The following is an 18,941-nucleotide window of genomic DNA, read 5'->3' on the forward strand; positions in this document are numbered from 1 at the left end:
TGTGAAATAACGCCAGCGTTAGCTCAGAGAGTTTTTGCAGGCGCATCGGTGGTGTTGCCGACTTATGGGCCTTCATACTCAAATAGAGTCGCAGAGACATCATCCTCTAACCCGTATTGCGACGACATCACCTGGGTCAGGTTCCAATACAGATCGTCAAGGAATTCCTGACCGGTCTGGTCTGAATCGCACTTACTGATGAGATCAACCAATCCCTCAGCCTCGAGCATTTCACCAGTTTCCAAACGCGCCTCTGTGAAACCGTCGGAATACAATAACAGCCGATCGCCCTTTTCCATCACCACGTCTTCTTGAGAATAGGTGATGTCAGGTACCAATCCGACTGGAACGCCGCCTTTGCCGATAAACTCGGTGCTGCCATCCTTGCGAATGAGCAGTGGATGAGGATGGCCCGCCTGAACCATCTTCAGCACACCGCTACGCAGATCAACGATGCAGTAGGCCATGGTAAAATATTCTTCGATACCAGTATCCGCAATCAGTCGCGCATTGAGCAGACCTGCGACCTCTTCAGGTTGACGCAGGGCGTAAAAGCGATTGAAGCGCTTTTCCATACCCACGTTCTGATCGAAATAGGTCGACGACAGGTACCCACCCAAACGCGCTGTCATCATCGCAGATGTAATTCCATGACCCGAGACATCGACCGAGTAAAAACCAATCCGGTTCACACCGGGAGAGAACATTCCGACCAGATCACCACCGATATGGCCACAGGGTTTCAACAACAAACTGACAGTGGAAGATCCGAAATCGCGGGACAGTTCAGGAACCAAAGATTCCTGAATTTTACGTGCTTGGATCAGATCCTTATCAATGGCGTCATAAACGCGCTGCAACTCATCCAGTGTGTCCGACACGATTCGGTTCTTTTCAGACAGTTCCCGCTGCATAAGCAGAATACGTTCACCCGCAGAGATTCGGGCACGGAGTTCATCCGAACTGACAGGTTTTGTCAGAAAATCATCAGCGCCAGCATCCAAGCCCTGCGCCACCTCGTTCTTTTCACTCTTTGAAGTCAGCAGAATGAAGTAACTGTAGTTGTCTTGTGATTTGGCACGGAACGCCCGACAAAACTCAAGGCCATTCATCCCGGGCATCATCCAATCGCTCAGGATCAGATCTGGCGGATCGTTCTCACAGATCTCCATCGCCATCTCGCCACTTTCAGCTTCGACGACCTCGAATCCCCACTTTTTCAGTGAAGCGACCAGGATTCGTCGCTGAAGACGACTGTCATCGACCACCAGAACGCGGCGGATCGAATTGGGCGTAACCTCTTGGTTTATTTCGATCGAACTGTCTGGCAACACCGAGTAAACCCCACAAAAAACGGCGCAAGAAACCTTAAACGCAAGTCACTATCGCGCTCTTCGCTTAACAGGACGTGAAGTTTGTAAATTATGGGCCTAGTCTCCCGTTAACCGGTGATTTACGAGTTTATAAGTAAAGAAACCGTAAAATGCGACATCAAACAGGGTTTTCAAAGATGATTGATTGGTCACGCGCGAAGGAACTGTACGAGGAAGTTGGCCCCGAGGACTTCTCAGAAGTCGTCGAGATCTTCCTGGAAGAAGTAGAAGGCACCATCGAAAAGCTAAGATCGCCGGATCTCGCCACATTGGAACAAGACCTCCATTTCCTGAAAGGTAGCGCCCTGAACCTGGGGTTCCGCCAGTTTTCCCGACTTTGCCAAGAGGGCGAGCGTCGCTCGGCTCAGGGTGAAGCAAAGGAGGTTAACACTGGCGCTATCATCACCAGCTATGAAGCATCGAGGGAAGAGTTTATGCGCGACATGAACAGCCAGCTTCGCGCCGAAAACTAGTCAGATCACGAATTGGGCCAATGTCTCGTCGCTGGTGATGTCCGTATAGGCAAATCCCGCGGCGTCAAGTCGGGCATAAAGATCCGCAAAGTTCTCTGGCTGCTTGGTTTCAATGCCAATCAGTACAGATCCGAAGTTTCGCGCCGATTTCTTCATATATTCAAACCTGGCAATATCGTCTTCTGGTCCCAAAATCCCCAAAAACTCTTTCAAAGCGCCGGGTCGCTGCGGCAGGCGCAAGAGAAAATACTTCTTCAACCCCATATAGCGCTGTGCGCGCTCCTTTACCTCGGGCAGCCGCTCAAAATCAAAATTGCCACCAGATGTTAGGCAAACTACCGTTTTGCCACGGATCCATGACCGGACGTCTCGCAGTGCTTCAACTGCTAGCGCCCCGGCAGGTTCTAATACCACCCCCTCGACATTCAGCATCTCCAGCATTGTGGTGCAGATGCGATCTTCGGTGATCGATAAAACATCGGGTAACGGTACATGTTTTAGGATCTCAAAAGGGCGCGAGCCAATGCGGCCGACCGCAGCGCCATCAACAAAGGTGTCGACATGATCCAATGCCGTAGGTTGACCTGCTGCCAGTGCTGCACGCAGACAAGCACCACCTGATGGTTCGGCAAAAAGGCAGTGAACCCGATCCTCAAACCAACGCACAACACCCGACGACATGCCGCCGCCACCGACCGGCAGGATCACATGATCAGGCGCAGCACCTAACTGAGCCTCGATCTCTACCGCAATAGAGCTTTGACCTTCGATCACATCATCGTCGTCAAATGGGGATAAGAAATGACCACCCTCATCCGTGCACCATTTCTGAGCCGCAGCTAGCGTGTCATCGAAATAGTCACCCACGAGGTGGATTTCGACACTATCTCCACCAAACATTCGGGTCTTCTGGATCTTTTGCTGCGGGGTCGTCACAGGCATGAATATCACGCCTCGCTTGCCCAGTTCCCTGCACATATAGGCGACGCCCTGTGCGTGATTTCCGGCCGACGCACAGACAAACAGAGACTGCGCCATCTGCTTACGCATCGCGTTGAACGCCCCCCGGATCTTATAGGACCGCACCGGGCTCAGATCTTCGCGCTTTAGGTAGATCTCGGCGCCAAACCGATCTGACAAAAGAGCGCTACGCTGCAACGGTGTGGCAGGGAAAATCGCACGCATGGCCTGTTCGGCGGCTCGGGCCTGGGTCTGAAAGTCACTCATAATCCTTGAGTGGCCCAAGCTCGCCCCCAAGGCAAGGGGGCAGGATCAAAGCATACCGAAGAATACCGATCAACGCGAGGCTATCAGATCGCACGCTTCTCGACGTAGTACCCATACAACGTAGTTAGGACACTAATGTTCAAAATTGCGACGAACAAAGCAAACACAACGTTCAATATCATCACGATAACGACTGCATCTGCCAGCAACCAAAAGACCAGTTCGGCCGTAAGCTGGAGACCCACAAGACAAGCACTAAGCACGAAAAGCGCACCAAATGCACCTTCAGTAAATTGCAGGGATTCGCCCAGGCCAATTGGTTTGCCAACCGCAGCTGCAGGGAGGATCAATGCAAGACGGTAAATAGACACTGCAATCAAGGCGGCAGCTGCGATGATCAAAAATATGGCAAAATTACCAGCTGCACTGAACACTACGGCTGCGACGAACAGCACCATTGCATAGATTGCGGCACCGATCACGACCAACTGCAATAAGCGCAATAGATATTGAATGACCTCCGTCATATGAAACGTCGGCACCCAGCCGTCGGGACGCTCCTCCAACAGAACATAGCGGTGCCAAACCACAACCGTCCATCCGGCAACCACTCCAGCAACTAGCCAAAGCGCAAAAACCCTCCAAATAAAGCCAGAAACTACGTCGCTATCAGAAATCGGATACTGAAGCGCAGACCCATCAAACAGATCCCACATTACCAAATAGGCGATGCCGATCACTACCAAAGAAGGGATCAAAAATATCCGCATCAGTTGCGGAATGTTCCGTTGCACCATGCGTACGGAATGTAAAAATAGCTTCCAACCAATCACTTGTATCATGCTCCAATGGCTGCTCATTCATTGTGCGCAATCATAATGGGAAACCCCGTGGTCCGATATGGGTAAAACCTTGCCCTTCTGCCAAAAACCGGATAGGCCGCTTGCGTTCTGATCAAGAGGAAATCCCATGTCCGCGCCCAAGAAAGTTGTCCTCGCCTATTCCGGCGGTCTTGATACGTCAATCATCCTAAAATGGTTGCAGACCGAATACGGTTGCGAGGTTGTAACCTTCACTGCCGATCTCGGTCAGGGTGAGGAATTGGAGCCCGCACGTAAAAAAGCAGAGCTCTTGGGCATCAAGCCGGAAAACATCTATATCGAAGACGTACGAGAAGAGTTTGTTCGTGATTTTGTCTTCCCGATGTTCCGTGCAAATGCGGTTTATGAAGGTCTCTACCTGCTGGGCACTTCGATTGCGCGTCCGCTGATTTCCAAACGCCTTGTTGAAATCGCCGAAGCAACCGGTGCCGACGCTGTTGCTCATGGAGCCACCGGAAAGGGTAATGATCAGGTTCGCTTCGAACTGGCAGCCTATGCGCTGAACCCAGATATCAAAGTGATCGCGCCCTGGCGCGAATGGGATCTGACCTCGCGGACCCGCCTGCTGGAATTCGCCGAAGCAAACCAGATCCCCGTAGCCAAAGACAAGCGCGGCGAGGCTCCGTTCTCGGTTGATGCAAACTTGCTGCACACCTCATCCGAGGGCAAGGTTCTGGAAGATCCCGCGATCATGGCACCCGACTACGTCTACCAGCGCACCGTCCACCCCGAGGACGCCCCGAACGAAGCGGAATTTATCGAAATTGGATTCGAAAAAGGCGATGCCGTCAGCATCAATGGCGAAGCGATGTCGCCCGCGACCATTCTGACCAAGCTGAACGAATACGGTGGCAAACACGGCATCGGCCGCCTCGATCTCGTCGAAGGCCGGTTTGTTGGCATGAAGTCTCGCGGCATCTACGAAACGCCTGGCGGCACCGTTCTGCTGGAAGCACACCGCGGTATCGAGTCTATAACCATGGACCGCGGCGCGATGCACCTGAAAGACCAGTTGATGCCGCAATATGCTGAATTGATCTACAACGGTTTCTGGTATTCGCCCGAGCGCGAAATGCTCCAGGCCGCCATTGATAAGAGCCAGGATCATGTCACTGGCACAGTTCGAGTAAAGCTCTACAAAGGGTCCGCAACTACTGTGGGTCGTTGGTCCGACCATTCACTCTACTCCGAGGCACATGTGACCTTCGAAGAAGATGCCGGTGCCTATGATCAGAAAGATGCCGCGGGCTTCATCCAGCTTAATGCGCTTCGCCTTAAGCTTCTGGCTGCTCGCGAACGTCGGGTAAATAAATGAGCGACCCGGTCGATATCCCAGACGATATAGACGACGATCTGATCGAAGAGATGGAGATGTTCGTAGAAGCGCAGGACACCGTTTGGAACGATGTCCTCGCAGAACTCTCCGCAGGTCAAAAGACGAGCCACTGGATGTGGTTCGTCTTTCCTCAACTGGCCGACCTTGGCCAATCCCATATGGCGCAACTCTACGGTATTGAAGATCTGGCTGAGGCTACAGCCTATCTCGCGCATCCAATCTTGCGTGCGCGGTTGACTGAAGCTAGCGAGCTATTGCTCAGTCATAAAAACCGCGCTGCTAAAGATATCCTGGGCGATACAGATGCCAAAAAACTGCAGTCATCTATGACGCTATTTTCGGCGGTACCTGATGCACCACAGGCATTTTCGACTGTATTAGAAACGTTTTTTGACGGATCTTCCTGCCAAGACACCTGCAAAGCCCTGTCTTAAGAGCTGACGCAACCTCCCCTTTGGTCACCCTTGCCCACAGTCAAGCGGATGCCTAACCCTTAGCGCAGAAAAACCCGGGGGAGATCATGGGACTTCAACCACTTGCAGATGGTATTCGCGCCGGATTGAGCGGCAAGACATTTGATGGCTCGCTGAAATTTGACTGCGGCGACGACGGCGTGATTGTGCTTGCGGACGGCGAGGCTTCAATGGAAGACCGGGATACAGACTGTACGATCCGCATCACAACCGACAACCTGAAAAAACTGCTTACCGGCAAGTTGAACCCGATGACGGGGGTAATGATGGGCAAACTGAAGATTTCCGGCGATATGGGTGTTGCCATGAAGCTGGGCAAACTGATCAGTTAACCGGCTGTCGTCATCCCCCGCATACGCCGAGGGATGAAACATCGAAAGCGCGAGCGGGCAGCGCTCCCTCTTTCAAACTTCAGTCGCTTTGAGCTGTTCGTAGTACGGCAACGCTGCTTCCAGTACCGGTCGCAAGGCGTCCGGTACATCAGGTAGCGGACCTTCGGGGCCGGCAAATTTGGTTGATTTCCAAACCGCCCCATACCAATGCGCCGACCAGACGCCGTCATCTTTGTGGCCGCCCATCGGCCAAGACAGCATCTTGGGTGAAAAGGGTATGCCAACCCCATCGCAAAGCCGTTCCAGCAACTGTTCCGGGTTTTGGCGGACTTTGTCACTATCCAAGACTACTGGCCGCTGGCCCCAGCCGCAAACCTGTTCAAATAGCTCCGCCTGCTGACGAAACCCGATGTCATCCAAAGTCGGGTTTTCTCGCTTTTCCGCATATGATGCGATGACCCGAGCGGGGTGGCGGATCAAAAACACATTGGCGACCTCACGCATCCAATCCCGCGGAATTCCGTCAATCATGTGATGGGTCATATGTTTTTGGTAGAAGAACGGCTTGGCTGCGGGTACTGGCCCTAACAAATTACTGATCACAGCAACTGGATCCTGCGGCTGGCTGTCCAGTATCTCGGCATGCATCGGATGTTCCAGGCCGGTCTGCGCCAGATACGACGCGTAAAAAGGCTCATCCACTACTGCACAATCACCACGATTGCCAAAAGCATACATCATCGCTGTCGAGAGGTTGCGCGGCCCCGACCACATCGCAATCCGCATCAAGCACACTCCTGCGCGATCAGATCCTTGTAAAGCGCGCGTATACGTTTGGTGACTGGTCCCATTTCACCATCGCCTATCTCTCGACCATCAATATCGCCGACAGGTGTCTGCGCACCAAAGGTGCCCGTCAAAAATGCCTCGTCGGCACCGTAAGTATCCACCAGTGAGTAGTTCCGTTCAAAAACCGGAATGTCGTTGGCACGACATAGATCAATCACCTTCTGTCGCGTGATGCCGTTCATGCAGTAGTCACCGGTTGAGGTCCAAACAGAGTTTTTTCTCACAATGAAGAAATTACAGGCATTGGTCGTATTCACAAACCCGTTCACATCCAGCATCAAACCCTCATCCGCGCCTGCTTTCTCTGCAGCGATACAGGCCAGAATGCAGTTTAGCTTGGAATGCGAATTCAGCTTGGGATCCTGTGTCATGGGCAGGCCACGTAGATGCGGCACAGTCGCCAAACGGATCGGGCGCGGAAGATTCGGGCAAGAATGTTCCATGATGATAGCGAAAGTCGGGCCCCGCTGCGACAGCGACGGGTGCTGGAAGGGCCGGGTTTTGACGCCACGTGTGACCATCAGCCGGGCATGGGCATCACTCATCATGTTATTGGCGTGCTGTGTGTCTAGCACGGCTTGTTTGACCTGATCCCGATCCATCCCGATATCCAGATCGATAGTCTTCGCTGCCTCGAACAGGCGGTCAAGATGCTCGTCAATAAAGGCCCAGGTACCATTGTAGAGCCTCAGCCCCTCCCAAACACCATCACCCAGCATAAACCCGCTGTCATAAACGCTGACAACGGCCCTTTCCTTGGGGACAATTTCGCCATTCAGATAGATCAGGATCGCTTCGTTGCGCTGATCCTCTTCCGCTTGGTGAGTGCTCAAATTTTCAGTCATCTGCTCCTCCTGCAGGGCGCAAGCTAGAAGGACAGGATCCTATTTCCAAGCGGTAACTTACCGTCACCAAGCTGTGACAAACCATGTCATGTGATTGAGCCTTGGATCACCACAGGTCACTGTAAGGTAAAGATGGAGGCAATGATGCGTTCGACCAATTCTGCAAGACCAATTGTCCTAACCCTATTCATGCTGCTGGCTGTGGCTTTGAAAGGGCACCAGGCCCATGCCCAGAATATCGAAACACTCACGGTTGCGGGGGGGTGTTTTTGGTGCGTGGAAAGTGACTTTGAAAGCGTACCAGGCGTGATTTCCGCGATTTCTGGCTACACCGGTGGCAGCACCAAATCGCCAAGCTACAAACAGGTTACTGCAGGCGGTACCGGCCACTACGAAGCTGTTCAAATTCATTTTGACCCGGCCAAAGTGACACGTGAAGATCTATTGGCTAAGTTCCTTCGCTCGGTAGATCCGACAGACGCGGGCGGCCAGTTCTGCGATCGTGGCGATAGCTATCGCTCGGCAATTTTTGTATCCGGCACGAATGAGAAGTCCTCAGCTCAAGCAATCAAGGCAAAGGCCCAAGCCGATCTTGGCCAAAAAATCGTGACACCAATTTTGTCCTCCACGGCATTCTATCCGGCAGAGGCCTATCATCAGGACTATTACAAAGGCCGCAAACTCGTCATCACCCGCTTTGGGCCCAAGCGCCAGTCAGAGGCTTACAAACGCTATCGTAAGGCCTGTGGTCGAGATGCACGAGTGCTGCAGCTTTGGGGAGATGCAGCTCCATTTGCCAAGATTCACTAGGCCGATCGCTGGTAAAACAGGAAAAAGGCGCGCAATTTATTGCGCCTTTTTCGTCGTCTGTGGCGATCAAGAATTCAGAACTTGGCGTTCTGAACGTCTTTCAGGTCTGGGATCACATCAGCGGTACCCTTGCGCGTCACCATCAGTGCAGCAGCACGATTGGCCTGGGCCAAGGCCTGCGCCATGGGCAATCCACGATCCAGCCCCGACAGAACATATCCGGTGAACGTATCGCCGGCACCCGTGGTATCAACCGGGTCAACAGAATAGGCTGCCACATCATGTGTGGTACCGGCCGCACAATCATAATGCCGAGCCCCCTTGGCGCCGAGGGTAACAATCACATCCCGCACGCCCAGCGCCTCAGGCGTCTTACCGGTAGCGTCGCGTAACTGATCAGCTTCAACCTCATTCAGGAACAGATAGTCGAGATAAGGCAGCACCGACTGTACCGCATCCGCATCAAAGGGCGCCGCGGCATAGGTGACTTTCAGCCCCAGATCTCGGCCCATCCGTGCCGCCTCTGCCTGCATGTTGGTCTCATTCTGCGTTACCAGAATGTCGCCAGCACTAGCCGCTGACAGCGCCGCCCCAACCTGATCTGCTGTAATTTCACGGTTTGCACCCGGAAACAGAATAATCTGGTTCTCACCCGTTGGATCCACAGCGATGATCGCGTGTCCGGTCGGCACGTCAATCTGCGCAATATGGCGTGTATCCACGCCATATTCCAACAGCCGCGTCACAGCCCAAGTCCCCTCGGGTCCTACAGCGCCGAGGTGACAGACATGACTGCCCGCACGCGCTGCAGCGACAGACATGTTCGCACCCTTTCCGCCCAGATACTGCTCCAGCCCTTCAGCTGCGAGGGTTTCCCCCGCGACCGGCATATGGGGCAGCGCATAGATCATGTCGGCGTTAATTGAGCCTAGGTTCCAAATCGCCATGGGCTCACCCGATATTACAGGCAGCCAGAACCGCCATGTTCAGAATGTCATTGGCTGTAGATGTGGTGGAGCAAATCTGGATCGGCTTATCGACCCCGGAAAGGATCGGGCCAACAACGGTGGCGCCACCCATTTCTTGCATCAGCTTTACCGAGATTGAGGCAGAGTGTCGCGCCGGAACAACAAGGATATTGGCTGGCCCAGTCAGTCGTTGAAATGGATACGCCTCCTGCGCTTTGGCGTTCAACGCCACATCAACGGTCATCTCTCCTTCATACTCAAAATCAACACCACGTTGATCCAGCACAGCCGGAGCCAAATGCATCTTTTCAGCACGTTCCGACACCGGATAGCCAAAGGTTGAGAAGCTAACAAAAGCGACCCTGGGCTCCAGCCCCATATGACGCGCAACACCTGCAGCGTGTTGGGCAATGTTCGCCAAATCGTTTTCGTCAGGCCATTCGTGCACCAGCGTATCACCGATCAAGACAATGCGACCCTTGTGCAACAAGGCTGTCACGCCGGCCGACCCGTTTGTCGCATCAGCATCAAATACATGGTTGATCTGATCCAGAACATGCGCCGATTTCCGCGTAGCACCTGTGACCAGGCCATCCCCGTGACCATGCGCCAACATCAGCGCAGAGAATACATGGCGGTCGCGCCCAACCAAACGATGCACATCTTTGCGGTCAAAGCCTTTGCGGTTAAGACGCTCGTACAGAAAGTTCTTGTAGGGTTCAAAATGCTGGGTATTGGCGGCGTTTACGATTTCCAGCTCGCGCACCGCATCACCCAAACCTGCGGTTTCCAGCTTACTTCGCACATCTTCGGTACGGCCGACAACCAAGGCTTTGCCAAACCCAGAACGCTGATACATTACAGCAGCGCGCAACACACGAGGATCGTCTCCCTCGGCAAAGATCATCCGTGATTGTGCAGCACGGGCACGGGCATTCAACCCGCGTAAGATCGACTGTGTCGGGTCCATACGTCCGCGCAGACCATGTTCATAAGCATCCACGTCAATAATCGGACGACGAGCAGCCCCGGTATCCATGCCAGCCTTTGCAACCGCAGGCGGAATACGATGGATCAGGCGCGGATCAAATGGTGTCGGGATTATATAGTCGCGTCCAAAAGACAGCGATTTACCGTAGGCCAAGGCCACTTCATCCGGCACATCTTCACGCGCCAAGGCCGCCAAAGCATGTGCGCAGGCGATCTTCATCTCGTCATTGATTGCACGAGCATGGATATCCAGCGCACCGCGGAACAGATAGGGGAACCCAAGCACGTTGTTGACTTGGTTAGGATAGTCGGACCGACCCGTGGCGACGATGGCGTCCACCCGGACTTCATGCGCCTCTTCCGGAGTGATTTCAGGATCCGGGTTTGCCATAGCAAAGATAACTGGATTGTCTGCCATCGCAGCAACCATCTGCTGGGTCACAGCCCCCTTAACCGACACCCCAAGAAAGACGTCTGCCCCCTGCATTGCGTCTTCAAGCGTGCGAAGCTCCGTTTTGATAGCATGGGCAGATTTCCACTGGTTCATACCCTCAGTACGACCCTGAAAGATCACGCCCTTGGTATCGCAAACGATGCAGTTGTCGTGACGTGCACCCATCGCTTTGAGAAGTTCAATACAAGCGATGCCAGCAGCCCCTGCCCCGTTCAGGACAATCTTCACTTCCTCAATCTTTTTGCCGGAGATATGCAGCGCATTGATGAGACCCGCCGCACAAATCACAGCCGTCCCGTGCTGGTCATCATGGAAGACTGGAATATCCATCTCTTCCTTGAGCCGTTGTTCAATGATGAAACACTCGGGCGCTTTGATATCTTCGAGGTTGATCCCACCAAAGGTCGGCCCCATCAGGCGTACCGCTTTGATGAATTCATCCGGGTCCTCGGTATCTAGTTCTATGTCGATGGAGTTGACATCGGCGAAGCGTTTGAACAGGACGGATTTACCCTCCATCACCGGTTTTGATCCCAATGCCCCAAGGTTACCAAGCCCCAGAACCGCGGTTCCGTTGGAAATCACCGCAACCAAATTGCCCTTGTTTGTATAGTCATAGGCCGTTTCCGGGTTCTTCGCGATCGCCTCACAGGGCACCGCAACACCGGGCGAATAGGCCAGCGACAGATCGCGCTGTGTGGTCATCGGAACCGTTGCGTTGATCTCCCATTTGCCTGGGGTTGGTTCCAGATGGAAGGCAAGCGCCTCTTCGTCGGTAATCTTCGCTTTGGGCATTGGCTTTAGGTGTCCTCTCACTATCTCAAGCGTCATAGCCCAGAGTGCGCCTCTTCTCAACGAAGTTACGTTTTCACCTTTCGTCGCAGTCGCCTGATTTGTAAGGTCGCGCCAACGAAATCCCCCATTTTATGGAGCTGCACTTTGTCCACAGTCACGCCGATGATGGCCCAATACCTCGACATCAAGGCGCAGTACCCGGATGCTCTCCTATTCTATCGCATGGGCGATTTTTACGAGATGTTCTTTGAAGATGCGGTCAACGCAGCCGAAGCGTTGGACATCGCACTGACCAAACGGGGCAAACACGACGGCAACGACATCCCCATGTGTGGCGTACCTGTCCATGCCGCCGAAGGCTATCTGCTAACCCTGATCCGCAAGGGATTTCGCGTCGCAGTCGGAGAGCAGCTGGAGAGCCCTGCCGAGGCAAAAAAACGCGGCTCTAAATCTGTGGTGAAACGCGATGTTGTTCGGTTGGTCACACCTGGCACCATCACAGAAGATTCTCTACTAGAAGCTCGGCGCCATAATTTCCTGACCGCCTATTGCGAGCTGCGCGATCAGGCAGCCTTGGCGTGGGTCGATATCTCAACCGGTGCGTTTCACGTTATGCCTGTCGTAAGGGTTCGTGTCTCACCTGAACTTGCGCGCCTAGCCCCATCCGAGCTGATCGTGCCCGACGGCCCAAGTCTGGATCACTTGCGCCCCATTGCTGACGATCACCAGATACCTTTGACACCTTTGGCGAAATCCAGCTTTGACAGCACAGCCGCTGAGAAACGCATTTGCAATCTGTTCAAGGTTTCGACGCTGGAGGCATACGGAAATTTCACCCGCGCTGAGGTTTCAGCCATGGGAGCAGTGATCGACTACCTCGACATTACACAAAAGGGCAAACTGCCCCTGCTTCAACCACCGGTCCAAGAGGCCGAAGACAGGGTCGTACAAATCGATGCCGCCACCCGGCGTAGTCTGGAGATCACACGCTCACTCTCAGGAGGACGCGCAGGGTCACTGCTAGCGGTGATTGATCGAACGGTAACTCCCGCTGGCGGTCGGCTGCTAGAACAACGGCTTTCAAGTCCTTCTCGCAATCTCGATGTAATCCGGTCACGACTTGCTGCGCTAGACTTTAGCGTCGAACAAGCACCACTTGTCCAGTCTATGCGTGCCGCATTGCGAAAAACGCCCGATCTTGACCGCGCGCTCTCCCGTCTTGCCTTGGATCGCGGTGGTCCTCGCGATCTGGCTGCGGTGCGTAATACCTTGATCCAGGCCGAAGCTATTTCTGAACTCTGCCAGGGCATAGAACTGCCAGAACTCTTAGCGACTGCAATATCGACCCTGACCGGATTTGAGGAATTGCTACCCTTGCTGGATGCGGCCTTAATTGCAGAGCCGCCGCTCATGACACGTGACGGCGGCTTCATCGCAGAAGGTTACTATCAAGAATTGGACGAAGCTCGTGTTCTGCGAGACGAAGGCCGTTCCGTTATCGCCGGCTTTCAAAAGAAATATGCCGACCATACAGGCATCACCTCCTTGAAGATCAAGCATAACAATGTGCTGGGATACTTCATCGAAACCACCGCGACCCATGCTGAAAAGATGCTGTCGTCGCCTCTCTCCGACAGCTATATCCATCGCCAAACAACCGCCAACCAAGTGCGTTTTACCACCATAGAACTCAGCGAAATCGAAACGCGGATTCTAAACGCCAGAAACCTGGCTCTCGAAATCGAAAAGCGGCTCTATTCAAAGCTTTCAGAGGCTGCATTAGGCAATGCTGCACGGCTGAATTCGGCAGCTCGCGGTCTCGCTGAGTTGGATTTGGTCACGGCGTTGGCCGACCTTGCTCAAGGGGAAAACTGGTCTTGTCCAACCGTCGATAATTCGCGTGCCTTTGATATCGTCGGTGGTCGACATCCAGTTGTGGAACAAGCGCTGCGCCAGCAGGGTGGCAGCGGTTTCGTTGCAAATGACTGTGAATTATCCGCTGACAATGGCGCTGCGATCTGGCTGCTCACTGGTCCCAATATGGCAGGTAAGTCGACCTTCCTACGTCAGAATGCATTGATCACAGTTCTGGCCCAGATGGGCAGCTATGTGCCCGCGGATAGGGCCCATATTGGGCTGATTAGTCAGCTCTTCAGTCGGGTTGGCGCCTCCGATGATCTGGCACGCGGTCGCTCAACCTTCATGGTAGAAATGGTTGAAACAGCAGCGATCCTCAATCAGGCTGACAATCGCGCGCTTGTTATTCTGGATGAGATAGGCCGCGGAACCGCCACATACGACGGTCTATCCATTGCCTGGGCCACATTGGAACACCTGCATGAGGTCAATCAATCCCGAGCACTCTTTGCCACGCACTACCACGAGCTGACACAGCTCGCTGGCAAGCTCACTGGCGTCGACAACGCGACTGTTTCGGTAAAGGAATGGGAGGGCGAAGTGATCTTCCTGCATGAGGTAAAAAAAGGCGCGGCCGATCGTTCTTACGGTGTACAGGTAGCGCAGTTGGCAGGCCTGCCCAGCTCTGTTGTCACACGTGCTCGCGATGTCCTCAATATGCTGGAAGAAGGCAGCCGAAGCGGTGCCGGTAAAATCCAGATCGACGATTTACCGCTGTTTGCAGCGGCATCTCCAGCGCAGCCCAAAGCCGCTCAAGGTCCATCACCGGTCGAAGAGCTGCTAGGTGATATCCACCCCGATGATCTCTCGCCACGTGAAGCACTGGATGCCCTTTACCGTCTGAAGGAAGCATCAGGCTAAAATAGAAAAGCGGCCAGCTTGAAAACTCAAGTTGGCCGCTCTTTATCTTTGCAAAATACCCGCTACGTGCGCGGTGGATCAGCCTGCTGGTGTTGAAGACACACCAACTTGTGCCGGCCGCAGTAAACGATCGTGTAACATAAATCCTTCGGCCGAAACCTGTATGATATCACCGGCTTTGGTGCCAGGAACTGGCGCCTCAAACATGGCCTCATGCACCTGCGGATCAAACCGGTCGCCAACCTCAGGCGTAATCACTTCCATTCCGTGCTTTTCAAACACGCCAAGCAGCGCCCGCATTGTTAGCTCAACGCCCTCGATCAATGCAGCGGAAACTTCGCGCTGTTCATCCGTCGCCGATTCAATTGCACGCTTCATATTGTCGTAAACCGGTAGCATATCGCGCGCCAGTTTCGATCCGCCGTATTGCTCCGCCTCACGGCGCGCCTTGTCGCCACGTTTGCGCGAATTCTCAGCGTCCGCGAGTGCGCGCATGAACCGGTCTTTCAGCTCATCGCGTTCGGCACGCAGGCTGTCAAGTTCCAGCTCAGCGTCATCATATTCTTCGGTTTGTGTGGACAGCTCTTCCGCCTCGGCTTCTGTGATGTCGTCCAAAAAATCGTCGTTCTTGGGCTCTGCCATGTTTCACCTCTAAGTCCGGTCGGAAAGTAACTTTCCGACCAGTTGCGCCGTATAGTCCACGATAGGCACGATCCGGCCATAATTCAGGCGCGTCGGGCCAATTACACCCACCGCGCCTATGATCTTTCGATCCGCGTTCATATAGGGAGAGACGACCAAAGAGGAACCCGAAAGTGAAAAAAGTTTGTTCTCGGAACCAATAAAAATGCGCACACCTTCGCCATCTTCGGTCAGCTGCAGAAACTCTTCGATATCACGCTTGCGTTCCAGGTCATCAAACAGGTTTCGGATAAGGTCTAACTCTTCTGCAGCGCCCGCTTCTGACAAGAGATTCGCACGGCCGCGCACGATCAGTCGCGCCGAATCGCTGCCATCGTCTTCCCATGCAGCCAAGCCGCTCTCGATCATCTCCCGCGCCAATACGTCAATTTGCTGCTGACGGTCCTTGATCTGCTCCTGAATGACACCGCGCACGTCGCCCAATGTTCGCCCTTCGATCAGCGCATTCAGGAAATTGGCCGCCTCGCGCATCGAACTGGGGGTCTGACCAGGTGGCGGCGTGAACAGCCGGTTTTCAACGTGACCATCTGAAAACACCAGAACCACCAGTGCACGATCATGCGCCAACGTCACAAACTCTATATGCCTGATCTCGGCCTCATGCTTTGGCGTCAATACAAGGGATGCCCCCTGTGTAACACCTGACAGGGCTGCGCCGACACGATCTAGCATCCCGGCCATGCCAGTGGTGGAATTCCCGCCAGCGGGTCCGCCCATCGTCTCATCAATCTTCTGGCGGTCCTGATTGCTTAGGTCGCCGACCTCCAGCAAACCATCGACAAACATGCGCAGTCCAATCTGTGTCGGAACGCGGCCAGCACTGGTGTGAGGACTGTTCAGCAATCCAAGATACTCCAGATCCTGCATCACGTTACGGACAGTAGCGGCACTCACCTTTTCGTTCAGTGACCGTGTCAACGTTCGACTACCAACAGGATCTCCGTTTTCCAGATAGGATTCCACAACCGCGCGGAATACATCCCGCGATCGGTCATTCATGTCCTCTAGAATATCGGTACTGCTGTTCATCGAGCTATATGTGTGGTCATTATCGGGGTTCCGCAAGCTTTCGGTCATATTCCTGCGTTTGTCATTAAAGAGCGCAACGCCAAAAGGTCAATCATGCTTGCATCGCCATCCCTGCGAACGCTATCCCAATTGGTAAGCAAACAAAGGATGACCCATGCGACCCTCCGGACGAGAATTGAACCAAATGCGCGCCGTTTCTATCGAAACAGGCTTCACCAAACACGCCGAAGGGTCCTGCCTGATCAAGATGGGTGATACCCACGTTTTGTGTACCGCTACAATTGAAGATCGTGTTCCGCCCTTTATCAAAGGTTCCGGCCTTGGTTGGGTCACAGCAGAGTACGGCATGTTGCCGCGCGCAACAAACACCCGCATGCGCCGCGAGGCCGCGATGGGCAAACAAGGTGGCCGCACCGTGGAAATCCAGCGTCTGATCGGCCGTGCCCTGCGCGCTGGTGTTGATCGTGTCGCTCTTGGCGAGCGCCAGATCAGCATCGACTGTGACGTTTTGCAAGCCGACGGCGGGACGCGCTGCGCCTCGATCACTGGTGGTTGGGTCGCACTGCGTCTGGCAGTGAACAAGCTGATGAACACTGGTGAGGTCAAAATCGACCCGCTTATTGATCCTGTTACAGCTGTTTCCTGCGGTATCTACGCCGGACAACCGGTGCTCGATCTAGACTACCCGGAGGATTCTGAGGCGGGCGTAGATGGGAATTTCATTATGACCGGATCTGGCAAATTGATTGAAGTGCAAATGTCTGCCGAAGGTTCCATGTTCAGCCGCGAGCAGATGAACACCCTGATGGATCTTGCCACAAAGGGTACCGCCGAACTGGCTGAGTTGCAAAAGGCGGCCTGTGCATGACACGTAAATTTACCGGCGATCGCTTACTGATCGCCACACATAACAAAGGGAAACTGGAGGAGATAAAAAACCTCCTCCAGCCCTTTGGCGTTACTGTGGTCGGTGCAGGCGAGATGGACCTGCCGGAACCAGATGAGACCGAAGATACATTTGTCGGCAACGCTCGGATCAAAGCACATGACGCCTCCAAAGCGACCGGGCTACCTGCCCTTTCTGATGACTCCGGTATCACTATCGATGCGCTTGACGGTGCCCCCGGTGTCTACACAGCAGATTGGGCCGAGACCGGGAACGGACGTGATTTTATGATGGCCATGACGCGCGCCCATAATGAACTTGAGCGCGTAAACGCCACTCATCCACGTCTTGCACAGTTCCGTTGCACGCTGGTTCTTGCCTGGCCGGATGGCCATGATGAAGTTTTTGAAGGCGTGATGCCCGGTCATCTGGTTTGGCCCATTCGTGGCAAAGATGGTTTCGGCTACGATCCGATGTTCCAACCCGAAGGGCATGATCAGACCTGTGCTGAGATGGATCGCTGGGCCAAGAACAAGATCAGCCATCGGGGTAAGGCAATCGCAAAATTTGTTGAGGCCTCATTCGGTGGATGATTGGCGCAATGGTGGGTTTGGTCTGTATGTACACTGGCCATTTTGTCAGGCAAAATGCCCCTATTGTGATTTCAATAGCCACGTCACGGCGCAAATAGACCAAACCAGATGGGCGGCCGCATATAGAAAAGAGATGTTGCGAGCTGCCCCCGATCTTTCCGGCCGCATTCTAAACACCATCTTTTTCGGCGGCGGCACTCCATCTCTGATGCATCCGGATACCGTGGCCACCGTGATCAATACGGCACGTGAAATTTGGCCTTTTTCCAATGATATAGAAATATCTCTTGAAGCAAACCCAACCTCGGTAGAAGCCGGCCGCTTCGCTGGCTACCGAGATGCAGGCGTGAATCGAATTTCTATGGGGATTCAAGCACTTAACGATGAGGATCTGCGCCGCCTTGGACGGATGCACAACGTTACAGAAGCACAGCAAGCCTTTGATGTTGCTAGAAATTGTTTCGACAGAGTTAGCTTCGATCTGATCTATGCCCGTCAGGGGCAAACTCTCGATGACTGGAAGAAAGAGCTGAATGAAGCCCTGTCCATGGCAATTGATCACCTATCGCTCTACCAACTGACTATTGAAGAAGGCACAGCGTTTGGTGACCGTTACACCAAGGGTAAACTTCGAGACCTCCCCAGCGATGACAACGCCGCTGACATGTATCTTGCGACCCAAGAAATTTGCGACAGTCATGGCCTGCCCGCATATGAAGTTTCGAACCATGCGCGACAAGATGCGCAATCTCGGCACAATCTGATCTATTGGCGCTACGGAGACTATCTGGGCATTGGCCCGGGTGCACATGGTCGTCTTACTATTGGCAATACGCGATACGCAACGGAAACGCATATTCAGCCCGGCGCATGGCTTGCCGCCGCGGAAACCACAACGGGTGAATCGAACCGCAACTCCCTGACGCAAGTCGAGACCAGTGCAGAACACCTGATGATGGGGATGCGATTAGCTGAAGGACTGGATATGGATCGGTTCACCGCTATTTCGGGGCACGCTTTGCCGTCGGATCGGATCGCTGAGTTAACTGACATGGGCATGGTAGTCACATCTAACAACCGGCTTCAGGCAACCGACGCGGGGCGCGCTGTACTAAATGCTGTGCTCCGGGAACTCATGTTGGAGTAA

The 18,941-nt window shown here is 53.9% G+C and carries 18 protein-coding genes; 9 read left to right on the forward strand and 9 right to left on the reverse strand.

What is annotated here, in order from left to right:
• Window positions 1-62 precede the first annotated feature (62 nt).
• Window positions 63-1,334, reverse strand: coding sequence for a PP2C family protein-serine/threonine phosphatase (locus ACEWZM_RS09735; RefSeq protein WP_414006240.1), 1,272 nt, complete (start codon window positions 1,332-1,334; stop codon window positions 63-65).
• 176 nt (window positions 1,335-1,510) lie between these two features.
• Between ACEWZM_RS09735 and ACEWZM_RS09740 the strand changes: the two genes are divergently transcribed.
• Window positions 1,511-1,846 (forward strand): Hpt domain-containing protein, encoded by a 336-nt coding sequence (locus ACEWZM_RS09740; protein ID WP_414007995.1) that lies wholly within the window; start codon window positions 1,511-1,513, stop codon window positions 1,844-1,846.
• Here the strand turns inward: ACEWZM_RS09740 and ilvA are convergent, their stop codons facing one another.
• Window positions 1,847-3,073 carry a threonine ammonia-lyase IlvA gene (ilvA, locus tag ACEWZM_RS09745; protein ID WP_414006241.1) on the reverse strand — a complete coding sequence of 409 codons (1,227 nt, stop codon included), beginning with the start codon at window positions 3,071-3,073 and terminating at the stop codon, window positions 1,847-1,849.
• An 83-nt stretch (window positions 3,074-3,156) separates the two neighbouring features.
• The gene (locus ACEWZM_RS09750) at window positions 3,157-3,915 is read right to left on the reverse strand and encodes a hypothetical protein (RefSeq protein WP_414006242.1); all 759 of its coding nucleotides are present in this window, start codon (window positions 3,913-3,915) and stop codon (window positions 3,157-3,159) included.
• A gap of 127 nt (window positions 3,916-4,042) precedes the next feature.
• Between ACEWZM_RS09750 and ACEWZM_RS09755 the strand changes: the two genes are divergently transcribed.
• The 3 genes from ACEWZM_RS09755 (at window position 4,043) to ACEWZM_RS09765 (ending at window position 6,095) form a co-directional block, all read left to right on the forward strand.
• Window positions 4,043-5,269: an argininosuccinate synthase gene (locus ACEWZM_RS09755; protein ID WP_414006243.1), complete on the forward strand. Its 1,227-nt coding sequence runs from the start codon at window positions 4,043-4,045 to the stop codon at window positions 5,267-5,269.
• Complete coding sequence (locus ACEWZM_RS09760) at window positions 5,266-5,724, forward strand: DUF1810 domain-containing protein (protein ID WP_414006244.1); 459 nt, start codon at window positions 5,266-5,268, stop codon at window positions 5,722-5,724. The genes ACEWZM_RS09755 and ACEWZM_RS09760 overlap by 4 nt, the downstream gene beginning before the upstream one ends.
• An 86-nt stretch (window positions 5,725-5,810) precedes the next feature.
• Entirely contained in the window at window positions 5,811-6,095 is a 285-nt protein-coding gene (locus ACEWZM_RS09765; RefSeq protein WP_414006245.1) for an SCP2 sterol-binding domain-containing protein, read from the forward strand.
• 72 nt (window positions 6,096-6,167) lie between these two features.
• Here the strand turns inward: ACEWZM_RS09765 and ACEWZM_RS09770 are convergent, their stop codons facing one another.
• The gene (locus ACEWZM_RS09770) at window positions 6,168-6,881 is read right to left on the reverse strand and encodes a sulfotransferase-like domain-containing protein (protein WP_414006246.1); all 714 of its coding nucleotides are present in this window, start codon (window positions 6,879-6,881) and stop codon (window positions 6,168-6,170) included.
• Window positions 6,881-7,789 carry a D-amino acid aminotransferase gene (locus tag ACEWZM_RS09775; RefSeq protein ID WP_414006247.1) on the reverse strand — a complete coding sequence of 303 codons (909 nt, stop codon included), beginning with the start codon at window positions 7,787-7,789 and terminating at the stop codon, window positions 6,881-6,883. The genes ACEWZM_RS09770 and ACEWZM_RS09775 overlap by 1 nt, the downstream gene beginning before the upstream one ends.
• A gap of 144 nt (window positions 7,790-7,933) precedes the next feature.
• Between ACEWZM_RS09775 and msrA the strand changes: the two genes are divergently transcribed.
• Entirely contained in the window at window positions 7,934-8,599 is a 666-nt protein-coding gene (gene msrA / locus ACEWZM_RS09780; protein ID WP_414007996.1) for a peptide-methionine (S)-S-oxide reductase MsrA, read from the forward strand.
• A gap of 74 nt (window positions 8,600-8,673) precedes the next feature.
• Here the strand turns inward: msrA and ACEWZM_RS09785 are convergent, their stop codons facing one another.
• Entirely contained in the window at window positions 8,674-9,546 is an 873-nt protein-coding gene (locus ACEWZM_RS09785; protein WP_414006248.1) for a ribokinase, read from the reverse strand.
• 4 nt (window positions 9,547-9,550) lie between these two features.
• Window positions 9,551-11,806: an NADP-dependent malic enzyme gene (locus ACEWZM_RS09790; protein WP_414006249.1), complete on the reverse strand. Its 2,256-nt coding sequence runs from the start codon at window positions 11,804-11,806 to the stop codon at window positions 9,551-9,553.
• Window positions 11,807-11,968: 162 nt separating this feature from the next.
• On the opposite strand from ACEWZM_RS09790, the gene mutS reads away from it, so the two are divergent.
• Window positions 11,969-14,584 carry a DNA mismatch repair protein MutS gene (mutS, locus tag ACEWZM_RS09795; RefSeq protein ID WP_414007997.1) on the forward strand — a complete coding sequence of 872 codons (2,616 nt, stop codon included), beginning with the start codon at window positions 11,969-11,971 and terminating at the stop codon, window positions 14,582-14,584.
• 78 nt (window positions 14,585-14,662) lie between these two features.
• On the opposite strand, the gene ACEWZM_RS09800 is transcribed toward mutS, so the two are convergent.
• Both ACEWZM_RS09800 and hrcA read right to left on the reverse strand, forming a co-directional pair.
• A complete protein-coding gene (locus ACEWZM_RS09800; protein WP_414006250.1) occupies window positions 14,663-15,226 on the reverse strand; it encodes a nucleotide exchange factor GrpE in 564 nt (187 codons plus the stop codon).
• Window positions 15,227-15,235: 9 nt separating this feature from the next.
• Complete coding sequence (gene hrcA / locus ACEWZM_RS09805) at window positions 15,236-16,315, reverse strand: heat-inducible transcriptional repressor HrcA (protein WP_414007998.1); 1,080 nt, start codon at window positions 16,313-16,315, stop codon at window positions 15,236-15,238.
• A 154-nt stretch (window positions 16,316-16,469) separates the two neighbouring features.
• Here hrcA and rph point away from each other — a divergent pair, with 154 nt between their 5' ends.
• The 3 genes from rph to hemW are packed head-to-tail and all read left to right on the forward strand — an operon-like array spanning window position 16,470 to window position 18,941.
• Entirely contained in the window at window positions 16,470-17,183 is a 714-nt protein-coding gene (gene rph, locus ACEWZM_RS09810) for a ribonuclease PH (RefSeq protein WP_414006251.1), read from the forward strand.
• Window positions 17,180-17,794: an RdgB/HAM1 family non-canonical purine NTP pyrophosphatase gene (gene rdgB, locus ACEWZM_RS09815; protein ID WP_414006252.1), complete on the forward strand. Its 615-nt coding sequence runs from the start codon at window positions 17,180-17,182 to the stop codon at window positions 17,792-17,794. Before rph ends, rdgB begins: the two co-directional genes overlap by 4 nt.
• Window positions 17,787-18,941 (forward strand): radical SAM family heme chaperone HemW, encoded by a 1,155-nt coding sequence (hemW, locus tag ACEWZM_RS09820; RefSeq protein WP_414006253.1) that lies wholly within the window; start codon window positions 17,787-17,789, stop codon window positions 18,939-18,941. Before rdgB ends, hemW begins: the two co-directional genes overlap by 8 nt.

This window comes from Phaeobacter cretensis (assembly GCF_047372505.1).
Lineage (GTDB): Bacteria > Pseudomonadota > Alphaproteobacteria > Rhodobacterales > Rhodobacteraceae > Phaeobacter > Phaeobacter cretensis.